This is a genomic window from Deinococcus wulumuqiensis R12 (genome assembly GCF_011067105.1).
GTDB lineage: Bacteria > Deinococcota > Deinococci > Deinococcales > Deinococcaceae > Deinococcus > Deinococcus wulumuqiensis.
The window spans coordinates 1463510-1477860 of record NZ_CP049357.1; the positions used below are offsets into that span (position 1 = coordinate 1463510).

A 14351-nucleotide genomic window follows, 5' to 3' on the forward strand; every position below is an offset into this window, starting at 1 on the left:
GCGAAGGAGAGCAGGCATAAAAGGCGTTCTGCTGGCTCCGTTCTCTCTCCGGAACGCTCGGCCCGGCTGAAGAATGGCGGCATCCAACTTGGACAACATGGCTTCATACGGATTCCGATTGAATCTGGTCGTTTCAGATTCAATCCGACTTGCAAAGCTGCGCAGCAGAGCGGATGCGAGTAGGAAAAAATACGGATTCTGCGATATGGATGCACAGGCGGCGCTTTCCCGACTGTGCAGGAATTAAGCGGAATCCGTATCAGAAGGAAGCAAGAAGCCGCCGCCGGGCCTGGGCTTTACCTTGCGTTAAGGTAAGAACCCCGCAGGAGAGGTGGCGGCAGAGTCCAGGGCAATGTCGCCCCTCACCGCTTCACCTCGCGCCCGCCCGCCGACGACCTTCACGGCGCTCTATTTTCAGTTGCTGGCGCTCACGATTCTCTGGAGCACCTCGCTGGCGGCCTCTCCCAACTATCTGGCGACCCTGCCGCTGTGGTTGCCGCTGCTGCTGGTCGCGCTGTTTTACCGCTGGATTCCGCCCAGGCTGGAAGAGGGGATGCGGCTGGCCCTGACCGGTCTGCACCTGCTGCTGCTTGCCGGGGTCAACGCCTGGCAGTACTGGATGCCGCAGGACGACCTGAGCAGCCGCTCGGGATTCGCGCTGCTGCTGCTGGCGGGGCCGATCACGAGCATGGCCTGGAGTTTTCTGTTCGTGGACCGTCCCCGGTTGGGGCAGGCGCTAACGCTGACGCTCGTGGGGCTGTCGAGCCTGCTGGTGGGGCAGTGGGCGCGGCCCACCGGCAACGAGCCGGGGCTGGCGCTGATCATGTTGCTGAGCTGTGTGGTGGGCGGTCTGTTCGGCCAGCAGACGATTCGTTTGCAGCGACAGGCCCAGCGCAGTGCACAGGATGCCCAGCGCGACCCGCTGACCGGCCTGCTCAATCGCCGCGCCTTCGACGAGGCGGCGCGGCAGGCTGCCCAGAGCGGCGTCCTGGCGCTGCTGGACCTGGACCATTTCAAGGCGATCAACGACCAGCACGGCCACACCGCCGGGGACCGGGTGCTGCGCGGTGTGGCCGACGTGCTGCTCGACCACCTGCCCGCCGGCAGCTCGGCGTACCGCTGGGGCGGCGAGGAGTTCGCCCTGCTGCTGCCTGGCCTGTTTCCCGCCGAAGCCGAAGACCTGCTCGACAGCGTGCGGCAAGAAGTGCAGGTGCGCAGTTTCGCCGGGGGCACCCACGTCACCCTCAGCGCCGGCCTGGGCCAGTATGTGATGCCCGAACACTTGCCCGGTATCTTTGCCGAGGTGGACGCCGCCCTGCTCGCCGCCAAACGCGCCGGGCGCAACCGGGTGATGCACGTGGCGGGCCAGCCACCCCAAGCCTGAGCAGGGGCGCACACGAACAGGACCGCCCCAGCGAGGAGGCGGCCCTTTTGCTCTAGAGCATTTGACAAAAAGACGCAACGTCTTTTTGGCGAGCGGACTGGGACAGCTCGCAGAGAGCGAGTGCAAAACACTGAGCAGGGCGGCCTTGCAAAGCTGCGCAGCAGACTGGGACAGCTCCGCAGGAGAGAATGGAGTGATGCGGGGTGCCGTTCCGCGCATCACGTAATTCGGAGAACTGCTCTAAGAGAGGCTTACGGGTGTGGGCTTACGGGTACAGCCCGCGCAGCGCCCGCGCTTCGAGAACGCGGGTGCAGGCGACGATGTAGACGGCGGTGCGCAGGGTCACGCCGTGCTTTTCCTTCACGTCCCAGAGGCTCTGGAAGGCTTCGCGCATGATGCGGTCGAGGCGGGCGTTGATCTCGTCTTCGGTCCAGAAGAAGCTGGAGAAGTCCTGCACCCACTCGAAGTACGACACGCTCACGCCGCCCGCGTTGGCGAGCACGTCGGGCACGACGGTCACGCCCTTTTGCGCGAGCAGGTCGTCGGCGGCCGGGATGGTGGGGCCGTTGGCGCCTTCCACGACCAGCTTGGCCTTGATTTTGTCGGCGTTTTGCAGGGTGATCTGCTTTTCCAGCGCCGCCGGAATCAGCACGTCGCAGTCCACCGACCAGAATTCGTCTTTCTGGACTTCCTCGGTGCCTTCCAGACCCGTGATTCTGCCGGTCTGTTTGAGGTGCGCCAGCGCCTTGCCGGGGTCGATGCCCGCCGCGCTGTAAACAGTGCCGGTCACGTCCTGAATGGCGACGATCTTGGCGCCGTGCTGGTGGAAGATGCGGGCGGCGGCCTCGCCCACGTTGCCGAAGCCCTGCACGGCGATGCGGGCACCTTCCAGCGGCATCCCGAGCTTGCTCATCGCCTCGGCGCCGGTCACGAACACGCCGCGCCCGGTCGCGTCGGCGCGGCCCAGCGAGCCGCCCAGCGACACGGGCTTGCCGGTCACCACGCCGGTCGCCGTGCGGCCCACGTTCATGGAGTAGGTGTCCATCATCCAGGCCATCGTCTGCGGGCCGGTGTTCACGTCAGGCGCGGGGATGTCCTTTTCCGGCCCGATGATGAGGCCGATTTCGGTGGTGTAGCGCCGGGTCACGCGCTCGAGTTCGCCCTGGCTGTACTTGCGCGGGTCGAGGCGGATGCCGCCCTTGCCGCCGCCGTAAGGCAGGTTGACGGCGGCGTTCTTGATGGTCATCCACGCCGAGAGCGCCATCACTTCGCTGAGGGTCACGTCCTGGTGGTAGCGCACACCCCCCTTGGCCGGACCGCGCGAGGTGTTGTGCTGCACGCGGTAGCCCTCGAAGTGGGCCACGGTGCCGTCGTCGAGGTGGACCGGCACGTCCACCACCAGAATCCGCTTGGGGCGCTTGAGGGTCTCGACCCAGTAGGCGAGCTTGCCAAGGTAGGGGGTCACGCGGTCCACCTGCTCCAGATAGATCTCGTAGGGACCGATGTTGTTGGGGTCGAGGTAGCTGGGGATTTCGTGCCGGGCGCCGGACTGCGCGGTGGGCTGGTCGGTGGTGGTCATAACAGACTCCTGAAAGAGAGGAAACGCAGGGGTACGGGGAAAAAGCTCGGGCTTACGGGTACACGCCGCGCATGACCGTCGCGTTGTGCAGGCGGCCCAGGGCCACCGCGTAGGCGGCGGTGCGCAGGTCGGTGTCGCTGGCCTCGGCAAAGGCGAGCACGGTATCGAGCGCGGCGTTCACGCGGGCGTCGATGGCCGCTTCGATTTCGGTTTCGGTCCAGAAGAAGTTGCTGGCGTCCTGCACCCATTCGAGGTAGTTCACGACAATGCCGCCGATGCTCGCCACCACGTCGGGAATCACCTGTACGCCCTGTCCGGTCAGGAAGCGCTCGGCTTCGGGCAACACGGCGCGGTTGGTCGCCTCGACCACGTAGCGGGCGCGAACGGCGTGGGCATTGCCCGCGTTCACGGCGCCGTAGTCGTAGGCGAGGACCAGCACGTCCACATCGAGTTCGACCAGTTCCTGGGGGGTGATGTCGGTGGCGAACCCGCCCAGGCTGCCCGAGGCCGCGTGGTGGGCTTCGAGGGCAGTCAGGTCCAGGCCGGAGCTGGCATAGGTCGCACTTTCCTGCTCGCTGCCCGCGTGGTCGCTCAGGGCCACCACCAGGGCGCCCTGCTCGGCGAGCAGTTGCGCGGCGCGGCGGGCCACGTCACCGTAGCCGAACACCGCCACCCGCGCCCGCTGCAGGGGCACCCCGGCGTCTTGCAGCACGCGGGCGGTCACCAGCGCGGCGCTGCGGCCCCGGGCGTCCTTGCTGCCGTAGCTGCCGCCGAGGGGCAGCGGCTTGCCGACGACCACGCCGTTGGTCGTTTCGCCGGTGTTCTCGTTGTAGGCGTCGAGCGCCCACGCCATCACCTGCTGGTCGGTGCCCACGTCGGGCGCCAGAATGTCCTCGTTCTTGCCGATGAGTTCCACCAGTTCCGAGGTAAAGCGCCGGGTCAGGCCCTCGAGTTCGTGTGGGCTGAGGGTCGCCGGGTCCACGTCCACGCCGCCCTTCGCGCCGCCGAGCGGCAGGTCGGCCACCGCCGCCTTGAGGGTCATGATGGCCGCGAGCACCTCGCATTCGTGGGCGGTCATGCCGGCCTTGTACCGCACGCCGCCCATGCTGGGGCCACGCGCCGTGGAATGAACCGTGCGGTAACCACGGAACATCCGCACCTGGCCGTCGTCCATCCGCACCGGCAGGTTGATGCTCACCGTGCGTTTGGGATACTTGAAATAGGCGAGGGACTGGTCGGTCACCTCGGTGTAGGGCAGGGCCTGCTGAAGCTGCTCAATCAGCCCCTGCCAGTTGAGTCCGGTCGCCCGCATAGGGTCACTCTCCTTGACACTTGCTCAAAATAGTTTTGGCGTATCTGAGGATACAGGGATAGACAACTGACGCCACCCCCTGCCCGTCCATGTCCTCACTGCCTGGACGTTTTTCTGCCGTCTGGACCGGGTTCAAGAAAGCGCCGGAGACTTCTCCTGCACTTCCCCGAACATCAGACATGACCTCGAACATCAGACATAACTAGAGCAGTTCTCCGAATTACGTGATGCGCGGAACGGCACCGCGCATCCCTCCATTCTCCGCCCTGCTCAGTGTTTTGCACTCGCTCCGCTCGCCAAAAAGACGTTGCGTCTTTTTGTCAAATGCTCTAGGCAGAGCCTTGACGCGCCCGGCCCCGGCCTCCGGTCGGCTCATACGGATTCCGATTGAATCTGGTCGTTTCAGATTCAATCCGACTTGCAAAGCTGCGCAGCAGAGCGGATGCGAGTAGGAAAAAATACGGATTCTGCGATATGGATGCACAGGCGGCGCTTTCCCGACTGTGCAGGAATTAAGCGGAATCCGTATCAGTACGCCATGACCTTCTTGATGGCCCTGGCCACCCGCAGCGGGCCAGGGCGGTAGAGGTCTTCGATGGCGGTAAAGGGCGGATAGGGCGCGTCGAAGCCGGTCACGCGCACGATGGGCGCTTGCAGGAATTCGATGGCTTCCTCGGCAATGTTGGCCGAAATTTCGGAGTGGAATCCGGCGGTGCGGGGTGCCTCGGTGACGATGACCACGCGGCCCGTCTTTTCCACGCTTGCCAGAATGGTGCCCAGGTCGAGCGGCACCAGGGTGCGCAGGTCGATGACCTCCACGCCGATTCCCGCTTGAGCGGCGGCTTCGGCGGCCTTCTGGCACACTTCCACCATGCCGCCGTAGCAGATCACGGTCACGTCGTCGCCCGGCTTCACGATGCGGGCCTTGCCGATGGGCAGCGTGTAGTGGCCGGTCTGCACGTCTTCCTTGAGCGAGCGGTACATCTTGATGCTCTCGAAGAAAAAGACCGGGTCGGGGTCGTCAATGGCGGCGAGCAGTAGGCCCTTGGCGTCGCTGGGCGTGCTCGGAATCACGACCTTGACGCCGGGGGTGTGGGCCAGAATCGCCTCGGGGCTGTCGGCGTGCTGCTCGGGGGTATGCACCCCGCCGCCGTAGGGCGCACGAATCACCATCGGCAGGTGGTAGCGGCTGCGGGTGCGGTGGCGGTAGCGCCCCAGGTGCGAAAGAATCTGGTCGAGCGCGGGGTACAGGAAGCCCGCGAACTGAATTTCGGCCACCGGCTTCAGGCCCGCCAGCCCCATGCCGATGCCCATGCCCACGATGCCCGCCTCGGCCAGCGGGGTGTCGAACACGCGCTCTACGCCGTGCTTGCGTTGCAGGCCGTCGGTGGCGCGAAACACGCCGCCCATCACGCCCACGTCTTCCCCGAAGATGCACACGTCGGGGTCACGGGCAAGGGCGATGTCCAGCGCGTCGTTGATGGCGGCGACCATCGTCATGGTTCTGGTGGTCACGGTTTCGGTGGTCATGGTTCTGGGGTCTGCGGCAACAGCGGTCATGCGAACACCTCGGTAGGGGCAAAGAAGGAAACCTGAGCCATCGGCCATCGGCCATCTGCCTTCCGCCCCCTCACACTTCCTCCAGCAACTCGGCCCGCTGCCGCACGAGCTGCGGCGTCGGCTCGGCAAAGACGTGCTCCAGAATCTCGGCGGGCTGGGGGTCGGGGTAGCTGTCGGCCTCGGCCAGCGCCGCCTCGAACTCCTCGGCGACTTCCTGTTGCAGCGCGGCGTCGCTCTGTTCGGTCAAGATCCCCTCGGCCAGCAGGTGCTGTTGCAGGCGCAGCAGCGGGTCTTTTTCGTCCCAGCCCGCCGTGTCCTCGTCGGTGCGGTAACGGGTGGGGTCGTCGGCCACCGTGTGCGGCTTGACGCGGTAGGTCACGGTTTCGATGAGGGTGGGGCCTTCGCCCCGGCGGGCGCGTTCCACGGCTTCACGGGTCACATGCCACGTCGCCAGCACGTCGTTGCCGTCCACCCGCACGCCGGGAATGCCGTAGCCCAGGGCGCGGTGGCTGAGGTTGGTGGCCTTCGTCTGGGTGCGCGTGGGCACGCTGATGGCCCAGCCGTTGTTTTGCAGGATGAACACACACGGAGCGTTCAGCGCCCCGGCGAAGTTCAGCGCCTCGTGAAAGTCGCCCTCGCTGCTGCCGCCGTCACCGATAAAGGCCATCGCCACGTTCTTCGTGCCGCGCCGTCTCTCGGCCAGTGCCGCACCCACCGCCTGCGGGTACTGGGTGGCAATCGGGATGTAGAAGGGCAGCACCTTGAGGTCTTTGGGCATCTGCCAGCCGTGCGGACTGGTGCGCCAGTAGGCCAGCGTGCGGGCAATCGGCAGCCCGAGGGTCAGCGCCGCGCCCGTGTCGCGGTAGGTGGGAAACAGCCAGTCGTCCTTGGTCAGCGCCGCCGCCGTGCCGCACTGGCTGGCCTCCATGCCGCCGAAGGGCGGAAAGACCCCCAGGCGGCCCTGGCGGTAGAGCACCCAGCCGCGTTCGTCGAACTGCCGGGCGCGGCGCATCTGGCGGTAGAGGTGCAGGCGCGTTTCGGCGGCGGGCAGCAGCTCGGGGCGCACGACCTGGCCCCCTTCGGCGAGGATACGGAACATGTCGCCCTTGGCGGCGGCCTCGTCGTAGGCGGCGGCGGCATTCTGGAACGCCTGGGCCGCTTCCTGGGCTTCCGGGCGGGGTAGGTGGTGGGTCATGAACACTCCTGGAGGGAAAAGGGAAAGCCAAAACGGTGCCCGCCTTGACCGCGCTGGGGCAGTCAAGAGAAAAAGGGAAAGGCCGTCAGGGAGCGCGGCGCTGGTTGAGCAGGCGCGTCAGGCGGCAAGGCCCCCAGGCCAACGGCAGCGTCCCCCGGTGCCGTCCCGGCAGGCGGGCGGAACGGGGCAGGCAAAAGGCAGGGCGGGGCAACGGCATGACGAAAGCTCCAGGGCAAAGAGGAACAGCGGAGGCTGAGCAGTGAGTTGAGAACGTAAGCCCAGCCTAGCAAACCCGGCGCCCTTTTCGGGAGGGCCGAGCAGAGGCAAGGACCGGAAAGGCTCCCCCTCGCCTCATTCCGGTCCTCCCCGTTTTCGCCGATTCGAGCTTTAGAGCATTTGACAAAAAGACGTTACGTCTTTTTGTCAAATGCTCTAGGCCCGGTCAGGGTCGGGCATGGAGTCGGTCACGCTGCGGTCCACCCCGGCCTCGAAGCGCTTGAAGTTCTCGCGGAACATGCGGGCCAGTTTCTTGGCGGTTTCGTCGTAGGCGGCCTTGTCCTGCCAGGCGTCGCGGGGGTTGAGGACTTCCTGCGGCACGCCGGGCACCTGGGTCGGAATTTCGAGGTTGAAGAAGGGGTCGCGGGTAAATTCCACGTCGTCGAGCTGCCCGCTGAGCGCCGCGTTGATGAGGGCGCGGGTGTGGGCGATGCTCATGCGCTTGCCGGTGCCGTACTGCCCACCGCTCCAGCCGGTGTTGACCAGCCAGACCTTCGCGCCGCTCTCCTCTACTTTCTGGGCGAGCAGCTTGGCGTATTCGCCGGGGTGACGGGGCATGAAGGGCGCCCCGAAGCAGGTCGAGAAGGTGGGAGTCGGCTCGGTGACGCCCTGTTCGGTTCCGGGAATCTTGGCGGTAAAGCCGCTGATGAACTGATACATCATCTGCTCGGCGCTCAGGCGGCTGATGGGCGGCAGCACCCCGAAGGCGTCGGCGGTCAGGAACACCACGTTCTTGGGAATGCCGCCCACGCTGCCGGGCTGAATGTTGGGAATCTGCTCGATGGGGTAGGCGCTGCGGGTGTTTTCGGTGAGGCCGCCGTCGTTCAGGTCGGGGTTGCCCTGGTCGTCCAGCACCACGTTTTCCAGCACCGTGCCGTAGTTGCGGGTGGTCTGGTAGATGGCGGGTTCGGCTTCGGGGTTCAGGTTGATGACCTTGGCGTAGCAGCCGCCCTCGAAGTTGAACACACCACTGTCGGTCCAGCCGTGTTCGTCGTCACCGATCAGCTTGCGCTGGGGGTCGGCAGAGAGGGTGGTCTTGCCGGTGCCCGACAGCCCGAAAAACAGCGCCACGTCGCCGCCTTCGCCCACGTTGGCCGAGCAGTGCATGGGCATGACGCCTTTTTCGGGCAGCAGGTAGTTCAGCACGCCGAAGATGCCCTTCTTGTTTTCGCCCGCGTACTGGGTGCCGCCCGCGATGATCATCTTCTTGCTGAAGTTGACCAGAATGAAGGTGTCGGTGCGGGTGCCGTCCACGGCGGGGTCGGCCTTGAAGCTGGGGATGTTGAGGACCGTCCACTCGGGCTGGAAATCTTTCAGTTCGTCTTCGGTGGGCCGGACGAACATGTTGCGGATAAACAGCGAGTGGTACGCCATTTCGGTAATCATGCGCACGGGGATGCGGTGGTCCTTGTCCGTTCCGGCGAAGACCTGCTGCACGAACAGTTCCTTGCCCTCCGCGTACTTCACCATCTTGTCGAGCAGGCGGTCGAACACGTCGGCGCCGATGGGCACGTTGAAGCCTTCCCACCACACGGTGTCCCTCGTCTTGTCGTCCTCGACGATGAACCGGTCCTTGGGGCTGCGGCCCGTCTTGTTGGTGCGCACGGTCAGCGGGCCGGTGGCGGCTTTGACGCCTTCCCCCAGGCGAATGGCGTGGGCGTAGAGGTCGTCTACGCCGGGGTTGAGGTGGAGTTGGCCGGGGTTCAGGCCCAGGTCGGCAAGAACCTGAGCGTCGTGTTGAGCAGTGGTCATAGGGCCTCCGAGAAGATCCGAACAGAGATGTGGCGCTGTGCTTAGGCTCCGAGATATTGACCCGGGAAGCGCTTCCAACACAAGGGGCCTTCGTCACCCGTCCAGAAACACCAACTGCCAGTCTGCGAAGCGCCCAGCGCGGCCCCGGACCGGAGGAACACAACACAAATGCCCTGGTTGATCCGGGGGAGGCGTCGCTACGGCGCCCGTTGGCCTTTCGCTGAAGCTGCCTGGGGAACGCGGAACGGGGGCGCTAGACTACCCGGCATGTTTCCCGTGACCACCCTGATGCAAACGCGCCGGGGGCCAGCGCCCTGGCGTGCCCTGTGGCGAACATGAGCCGCCTGAACGAACTGGTGTCCGAATTCGGGCTGGTCGAGCGCCGTCTGGGTGACCCGGCGGCCCTGGCCGACCCCCGCGAGTACGCCCGCCTGACCCGCCGCCACCGCGAACTACTGCCCCTGGTGACCCTGGTGCGCGAGCAGAAGCAACTTCAGAGCGACCTGGAAGGTGCCCGCGAACTGCTGCACGACCCCGACATGCGCGAGCTGGCGCAGGCCGAGGCCGAAGGGGTGCAGGCGCGGCTGACCGAAATTGAGAGCGAACTCGAACTGCTGCTGCTGCCCACCGACCCCGACGACGCCAAAGACGTGATTCTGGAACTGCGCGCCGGGGCGGGCGGCGCCGAGGCGGGGCTGTTCGTGATGGACCTGCTGCGGCTGTACGAACGCTACGCGGCGGGCCTGAACCTCAAACTCAGTGTCCTCGACGCCGCCGAAAGCGACCTGGGCGGCGCGAGCAAGGTCGTGGCCGAAGTGAGCGGCGACTTCGCCTTTCGTGCCTTCAAGTGGGAGCGCGGCGTTCACCGGGTGCAGCGCGTGCCCGCCACCGAGTCGCAGGGCCGCATCCACACCTCGACGGCGACGGTGGCGGTGCTGCCCGAGGCCGAACCCGGCGAAGTCACCCTCGACCTGTCCGAAGTCCGTATCGACGTGTTTCGCTCGCAGGGCGCGGGCGGGCAGGGCGTCAACACCACCGACTCGGCGGTGCGGGCGGTCTACCGCGCCGGGACCCCCGACGAAATCATGGTGGTGTGTCAGGACGGGCGCTCGCAAATCAAGAACCGCGAGAAGGCGCTGCAAGTGCTGACGGCTCGCCTGGCCGAACGTGAGCGGGCCAACCGCGAAGCCCAGGAACGCCAGGACCGCGCCGCGCAGGTGGGCAGCGGTGACCGTTCCGAAAAGGTGCGCACCTACAACTATCCGCAAAACCGCGTCACCGACCACCGTCTGGAAGGCGACGACAAGAACCATCCCCTCGACTCGGTGATGGGGGGCGCCCTGGCCCCGGTGGTGTCGGCCCTGGCCCGCGCGCAGCGTGAGGCGCAGCTGCTCGCCATGGCGCAAGACGCCCCGGAAGACCAGCAGAACGGCAGCCGCAGAAAGGACCAGCATGGGGCGGCGTGACCTGCTGGTGGCGGCGGGCATCCTCAAAGACCGTTTCGGGCGGGTGCTGCTCGTCGGCAACGACTGGCAGGGACACGGACGGGTGCGCCACACCCTGCCCGGCGGCGTGGTCGAACACGGCGAAACGCTGCCCGAGGCGCTCTACCGCGAAATCTACGAGGAAACGGGCCTCAAGCTCACCGGCATCAAGCACATGGCCTACACCGTTCACATCGAGGACGAGCGCCGGGGCGAGCGCGCCATCGCCGTCGCCTTCGAGGCCACCTGGGAAGGGCTGCTCAACCCCGCCGACCCCGACGGCTTTATCGTCGAGGCCCGCTTTTGCAGCGTGGAAGAAGCCCTCGACAAGCTCGACTCGCCGCCCATGCGCGAGCCGCTGGCCGACTACCTGAACACGGGCGAGCCGGGCCGCTTCTACGCCTTCAAGGGCTGGGACGGACGCGGCGGGCTGAGGATTCCGGCGCTGCGGGCAGCGGCAAAAGAGCGGTAGGAGAAGGGAAGTCGAGGGGTCGAGTCCGGCTCCTCTCGACTCCTCAACTTCTCGACTTCCCACTCGCCTCTTCCCGGCCTGCCATCCTGTGCCCATGTCCGAAGACCCCTCCCCCACTGCCCGGCAGGCCATTTTCGGTTCGCAGGAGGAGCGCATCCTGGAGCGACTCTCTGCGCTAGACCCCGACCTGATGGCGTATGTCCGCGACTTCGCCTACGACACGGTGTACGAGCGGCCCGGCCTGGACCTCAGGACCAAGGAACTGCTCGCCTGCGTGCTGCTGGTGTCGCTGGGTAGCCCCGACGAGCTGAAAACCCACCTGCGCGGCGCGCTGCGGGCCGGGGCCAGCGAGCAGGAGGTGCGCGAGGCCCTGCTGCTGTGCATTCCGTACCTCGGGTTTCCGCGCACGGTGGCGGCGTTTGCTCAGCTTCAGGCGCTCAACGAAAAGAAAACCCCCCAGCCGCAGCCGGGGAGCGAGTCAGAGACCGGGGTTTAGAAGTTGAACTTCACGCCCACTTTGGCCTTGAACACGGTGCCGGGGAAGGCGAAACGGGCACGCACGTCGTTGTACCCGGCTTCGCCGACCTTGTAGGTGCCAGCGTCGGTGCCGTTGGTGATGGCGCCGTTGAAGTACTGGTCCACACCGAGGTCACCGACCAGGCTGGCGCGGTCGCTGATGCGGTAGCCCAGCATGGCCCCGGCGCCCACACCGAAGGCGCTGGTGCGGGTGGTCTGCGAGAGGGCAGCGTCGCCCGCGTAGGTTTCGGTGGCGCTGAAGGTGCCGTAGCGCCCGCCTGCGTAGGCAGTCAGGTCCACGCCGCGCCCGACCTGCCCGAGGTTGTAGGTGCCGTCGAGGGCGTAGGTGGCGTGGCTGCCGCTCTCGGTCGCCAGACCCTGCTGCTTAAATTCACCGAAGGTGTCCAGCCCCAGGGTCGGGTTGACGCTCACGTCGTCGCGCAGGGCGTCGCTGGCCGAGGTGTAGGAGGCACTCGCCTTGACCCCCACCGGACCCGCCACGTTGGGCGCGTGGACAAAGACTTCACCGTTGAGGCCGCCCGCGTAGCCGCCGAGCACGCCGAATTCCAGGCCACGCAGACCCAGGCTGGACGAGGGCTGCACGACCACGGTGGTCTGAGCGGCGGCGGTGGCGGCGAGCGCCGTGACGGCAAGAGCAACAAGCTTCTTCATGCTTCCACTGTCTGCCACCACCATGAGGAGGACTCACCGGGCACTTGAGCTTGTCTTGAACAAGCCGACAGCCGGGCGTCAGGTCCGGTGGTTTCTTAGCTCACAGAGCCTCACGTCGACCGGGCAGGGGCCTTGCCTACACTGCCGCCTGACCGCGACCTGTATCCTGACAGGGACCGGAAGTGGTGGAAAATCTGAGCCGGAAACGCTAACTTGGACCGAGTACAAACTTGAAGGTGAAGGGCGCTGTCCGGGCATCCCCTGGTTGCTGGGCCGCACCGCCACCGACAAGAAAATCACCTTTCCGCTGCCCGCGTGGCAGCCTGTGTGGAGGAAAACGCATGAACATTCTGACTCTGGTGCGGCAGGTGCCCGACGCCGAAGCCCGCGTGAAGGTCGCCGGAAGCGGCGTGGACCTCGAAGGCGCGACCCTGGTGGTCGACGGCATGGACGAGTACGGCGTGGAAGAGGCCCTGCGCCTGCGTGAAGGCGGCGCCCCCGTCGAGAGCATCATCGCCCTGGCGGTCGGCCCGCAGCGCAACGAGGACGCCCTGCGCACCGCCCTGGCGATGGGCGTGGACCGCGCCATTCACGTCGAAACCGACGAGAAGATCGACGCCGTGAGCCTGAGCAAGGTCGTGGCGCAGATCGCGCAGGCCGAGAACATCGGGCTGATTCTGGTCGGCGGGCAGGAAGCCGACTGGGACTCGCAGGCCCTCGGGGCCGCCACCGCCGAGCGCCTGGGCTGGCCGCAGCTGACCTGGACCAACGAGCTGAAGGTCGAGGGCGACAGCATCACGGGCCGTCACGACGTGGACGAAGGCAACGAGAGCTTCCGCGCCGCGCTGCCCGCCGTGGTCACCACCCAGCAGGGCCTGAACGAGCCGCGTTACCCCACGCTGCCCAACATCATGAAGGCGAAGAAAAAGGAACTGCGTAAGGACACCCTGGACCAGTACGGCGTGCAGGCCCGCGTGCGTACCGTGAACGCCGAAATCCAGACCCGCGCCCGCCTGAACAAGATGATCGACGGCAAGGACCCCCAGGCCGCCGCCGCCGAACTCCTGAACCTGCTGCGCAACGAAGCGAAGGTGATTGCCTGATGATTCTGATTGTTGCCGAACACAACGGCGCCAAGCTCGCCAAGTCCACCCTCGAAATGGTCAGCGCCGCCCGCGCGTCGGGCCGTGAAGGTCCCGTGACCCTGCTGGTGCTGGGGCAGGGCGTGGCCGAGGTCGCCAACGAAGCCGCGGGGTACGCCGACCAGGTGCTGGTGGGCGACGCGGCGGGCCTGGCGCAGTACAGCGCCGAGGTCTGGGCCGCCGCCGCCGCGCAGATTGCCCAGGAAGGCGAAGCCAACCTGGTCATCATCGGCGGCAGCCGCAGCGGGCGCGAGTACGCTCCCCGCGTGGCGGTCAAGCTCGACGCGCCCTACCTCGAAGACGCCATTGCGCTGAGCACGAGCGGCGCAGCCGTGCAGGCGCAGCGCTACACCTACCTCGCCCGCGTGACCGAGACGGTGGAGGCCGAGGGCAACGTGATTGTCGTGACCGTCAAGCCCGGTTCCTTTGGCCCGGCCCAGCCGACCGGCGCGGCAGGCGAGCAGTACGACGTGGAGCTGGACCTGCCCGCCGCGCGCGTGGAAGTCACCGGCAAGAGCGTGGAAAAGTCGAGCCGCGTGGCCCTGACCGAAGCCGACGTGATCGTGACCGGTGGGCGCGGCGTGGGCAGCGCCGAGAACTTCGCCGCCATGGTGGAGGGCCTCGCCGACCAGATCGGCGCGGGCGTGGGCGCGACGCGGGCCGTGGTGGACGCGGGCTGGCGCCCCTACGCCGAGCAGGTGGGCCAGACCGGCAAGACCGTGCAGCCCAAGGCCTACATCGCCCTGGGGGTCAGCGGCGCGGTGCAGCACCTCTCGGGCATGGGCAAGTCCAAGAACATCATCGCCATCAACAAGGACGCCGAAGCGCCCATCTTCAAGGTGGCCGACTACGGCATCGTGGGCGACGTGAGCCAGATCGTGCCCGCGCTGATCGAGGCCGCCAAGCAGCGCTGAGTCTTCTCCGCCTTCAGGCTCCCCCGGTGCGGGGAGCTTTTTTCATGGCTGTCTTTTTCATGGCTGCCTTTTTCATGGCGGTGTTGACCCGTT

13 protein-coding genes are annotated in these 14351 nt (G+C 66.5%); 6 read left to right on the forward strand and 7 right to left on the reverse strand.

The features are described 5' to 3' along the window. Positions 1 to 352 precede the first annotated feature (352 nt). Positions 353 to 1384 carry a GGDEF domain-containing protein gene (locus G6R31_RS07165; protein ID WP_017868949.1) on the forward strand — a complete coding sequence of 344 codons (1032 nt, stop codon included), beginning with the start codon at positions 353 to 355 and terminating at the stop codon, positions 1382 to 1384. 265 nt (positions 1385 to 1649) lie between these two features. On the opposite strand, the gene G6R31_RS07170 is transcribed toward G6R31_RS07165, so the two are convergent. The 6 genes from G6R31_RS07170 to pckA form a co-directional block, all read right to left on the reverse strand. Further along, positions 1650 to 2963 carry a Glu/Leu/Phe/Val family dehydrogenase gene (locus G6R31_RS07170; RefSeq protein ID WP_017868950.1) on the reverse strand — a complete coding sequence of 438 codons (1314 nt, stop codon included), beginning with the start codon at positions 2961 to 2963 and terminating at the stop codon, positions 1650 to 1652. Between the two features lie 52 nt (positions 2964 to 3015). Further along, positions 3016 to 4275: a Glu/Leu/Phe/Val family dehydrogenase gene (locus G6R31_RS07175; RefSeq protein ID WP_017868951.1), complete on the reverse strand. Its 1260-nt coding sequence runs from the start codon at positions 4273 to 4275 to the stop codon at positions 3016 to 3018. Between the two features lie 528 nt (positions 4276 to 4803). Continuing rightward, complete coding sequence (locus tag G6R31_RS07180) at positions 4804 to 5805, reverse strand: alpha-ketoacid dehydrogenase subunit beta (protein WP_017868952.1); 1002 nt, start codon at positions 5803 to 5805, stop codon at positions 4804 to 4806. Positions 5806 to 5905: 100 nt separating this feature from the next. Next, on the reverse strand, positions 5906 to 7030 hold the full coding sequence (gene pdhA, locus G6R31_RS07185) for a pyruvate dehydrogenase (acetyl-transferring) E1 component subunit alpha (protein ID WP_017868953.1): 1125 nt from the start codon (positions 7028 to 7030) through the stop codon (positions 5906 to 5908). Between the two features lie 85 nt (positions 7031 to 7115). After that, complete coding sequence (locus tag G6R31_RS17020; RefSeq protein ID WP_264148968.1) at positions 7116 to 7247, reverse strand: hypothetical protein; 132 nt, start codon at positions 7245 to 7247, stop codon at positions 7116 to 7118. Between the two features lie 215 nt (positions 7248 to 7462). Further along, the gene (gene pckA, locus G6R31_RS07190) at positions 7463 to 9058 is read right to left on the reverse strand and encodes a phosphoenolpyruvate carboxykinase (ATP) (RefSeq protein ID WP_017868954.1); all 1596 of its coding nucleotides are present in this window, start codon (positions 9056 to 9058) and stop codon (positions 7463 to 7465) included. 335 nt (positions 9059 to 9393) lie between these two features. On the opposite strand from pckA, the gene prfA reads away from it, so the two are divergent. The 3 genes from prfA (at position 9394) to G6R31_RS07205 (ending at position 11510) form a co-directional block, all read left to right on the forward strand. Further along, on the forward strand, positions 9394 to 10524 hold the full coding sequence (prfA, locus tag G6R31_RS07195; protein ID WP_029732746.1) for a peptide chain release factor 1: 1131 nt from the start codon (positions 9394 to 9396) through the stop codon (positions 10522 to 10524). After that, positions 10511 to 11014: an NUDIX hydrolase gene (locus G6R31_RS07200; RefSeq protein ID WP_017868956.1), complete on the forward strand. Its 504-nt coding sequence runs from the start codon at positions 10511 to 10513 to the stop codon at positions 11012 to 11014. Before prfA ends, G6R31_RS07200 begins: the two co-directional genes overlap by 14 nt. Before the next feature lie 94 nt (positions 11015 to 11108). Beyond that, positions 11109 to 11510, forward strand: coding sequence for a carboxymuconolactone decarboxylase family protein (locus G6R31_RS07205; RefSeq protein ID WP_017868957.1), 402 nt, complete (start codon positions 11109 to 11111; stop codon positions 11508 to 11510). Here the strand turns inward: G6R31_RS07205 and G6R31_RS07210 are convergent. After that, positions 11507 to 12202, reverse strand: coding sequence for a hypothetical protein (locus tag G6R31_RS07210; protein WP_025567241.1), 696 nt, complete (start codon positions 12200 to 12202; stop codon positions 11507 to 11509). The genes G6R31_RS07205 and G6R31_RS07210 overlap by 4 nt on opposite strands. Positions 12203 to 12543: 341 nt before the next feature. On the opposite strand from G6R31_RS07210, the gene G6R31_RS07215 reads away from it, so the two are divergent. Together G6R31_RS07215 and G6R31_RS07220 are read left to right on the forward strand one after the other, a co-directional pair. Next, positions 12544 to 13305 (forward strand): electron transfer flavoprotein subunit beta/FixA family protein, encoded by a 762-nt coding sequence (locus G6R31_RS07215; protein WP_017868959.1) that lies wholly within the window; start codon positions 12544 to 12546, stop codon positions 13303 to 13305. Then, positions 13305 to 14258 (forward strand): electron transfer flavoprotein subunit alpha/FixB family protein, encoded by a 954-nt coding sequence (locus G6R31_RS07220; RefSeq protein WP_017868960.1) that lies wholly within the window; start codon positions 13305 to 13307, stop codon positions 14256 to 14258. The genes G6R31_RS07215 and G6R31_RS07220 overlap by 1 nt, the downstream gene beginning before the upstream one ends. Positions 14259 to 14351 lie beyond the last annotated feature (93 nt).

What these genes read in the sequence shown, in the direction of transcription:
- pckA (WP_017868954.1), bottom strand. Translation starts at nt 9,058, where the DNA reads ATGACCACTGCTCAACACGACGCTCAGGTTCTTGCCGACCTGGGCCTG.
- G6R31_RS07205 (WP_017868957.1), top strand. Translation starts at nt 11,109, where the DNA reads ATGTCCGAAGACCCCTCCCCCACTGCCCGGCAGGCCATTTTCGGTTCG.
- G6R31_RS07220 (WP_017868960.1), top strand. Translation starts at nt 13,305, where the DNA reads ATGATTCTGATTGTTGCCGAACACAACGGCGCCAAGCTCGCCAAGTCC.
- prfA (WP_029732746.1), top strand. Translation starts at nt 9,394, where the DNA reads ATGAGCCGCCTGAACGAACTGGTGTCCGAATTCGGGCTGGTCGAGCGC.
- G6R31_RS07210 (WP_025567241.1), bottom strand. Translation starts at nt 12,202, where the DNA reads ATGAAGAAGCTTGTTGCTCTTGCCGTCACGGCGCTCGCCGCCACCGCC.
- G6R31_RS07215 (WP_017868959.1), top strand. Translation starts at nt 12,544, where the DNA reads ATGAACATTCTGACTCTGGTGCGGCAGGTGCCCGACGCCGAAGCCCGC.
- G6R31_RS07200 (WP_017868956.1), top strand. Translation starts at nt 10,511, where the DNA reads ATGGGGCGGCGTGACCTGCTGGTGGCGGCGGGCATCCTCAAAGACCGT.
- G6R31_RS07175 (WP_017868951.1), bottom strand. Translation starts at nt 4,275, where the DNA reads ATGCGGGCGACCGGACTCAACTGGCAGGGGCTGATTGAGCAGCTTCAG.
- G6R31_RS07165 (WP_017868949.1), top strand. Translation starts at nt 353, where the DNA reads ATGTCGCCCCTCACCGCTTCACCTCGCGCCCGCCCGCCGACGACCTTC.
- G6R31_RS07170 (WP_017868950.1), bottom strand. Translation starts at nt 2,963, where the DNA reads ATGACCACCACCGACCAGCCCACCGCGCAGTCCGGCGCCCGGCACGAA.
- G6R31_RS07180 (WP_017868952.1), bottom strand. Translation starts at nt 5,805, where the DNA reads ATGACCACCGAAACCGTGACCACCAGAACCATGACGATGGTCGCCGCC.
- pdhA (WP_017868953.1), bottom strand. Translation starts at nt 7,030, where the DNA reads ATGACCCACCACCTACCCCGCCCGGAAGCCCAGGAAGCGGCCCAGGCG.
- G6R31_RS17020 (WP_264148968.1), bottom strand. Translation starts at nt 7,247, where the DNA reads ATGCCGTTGCCCCGCCCTGCCTTTTGCCTGCCCCGTTCCGCCCGCCTG.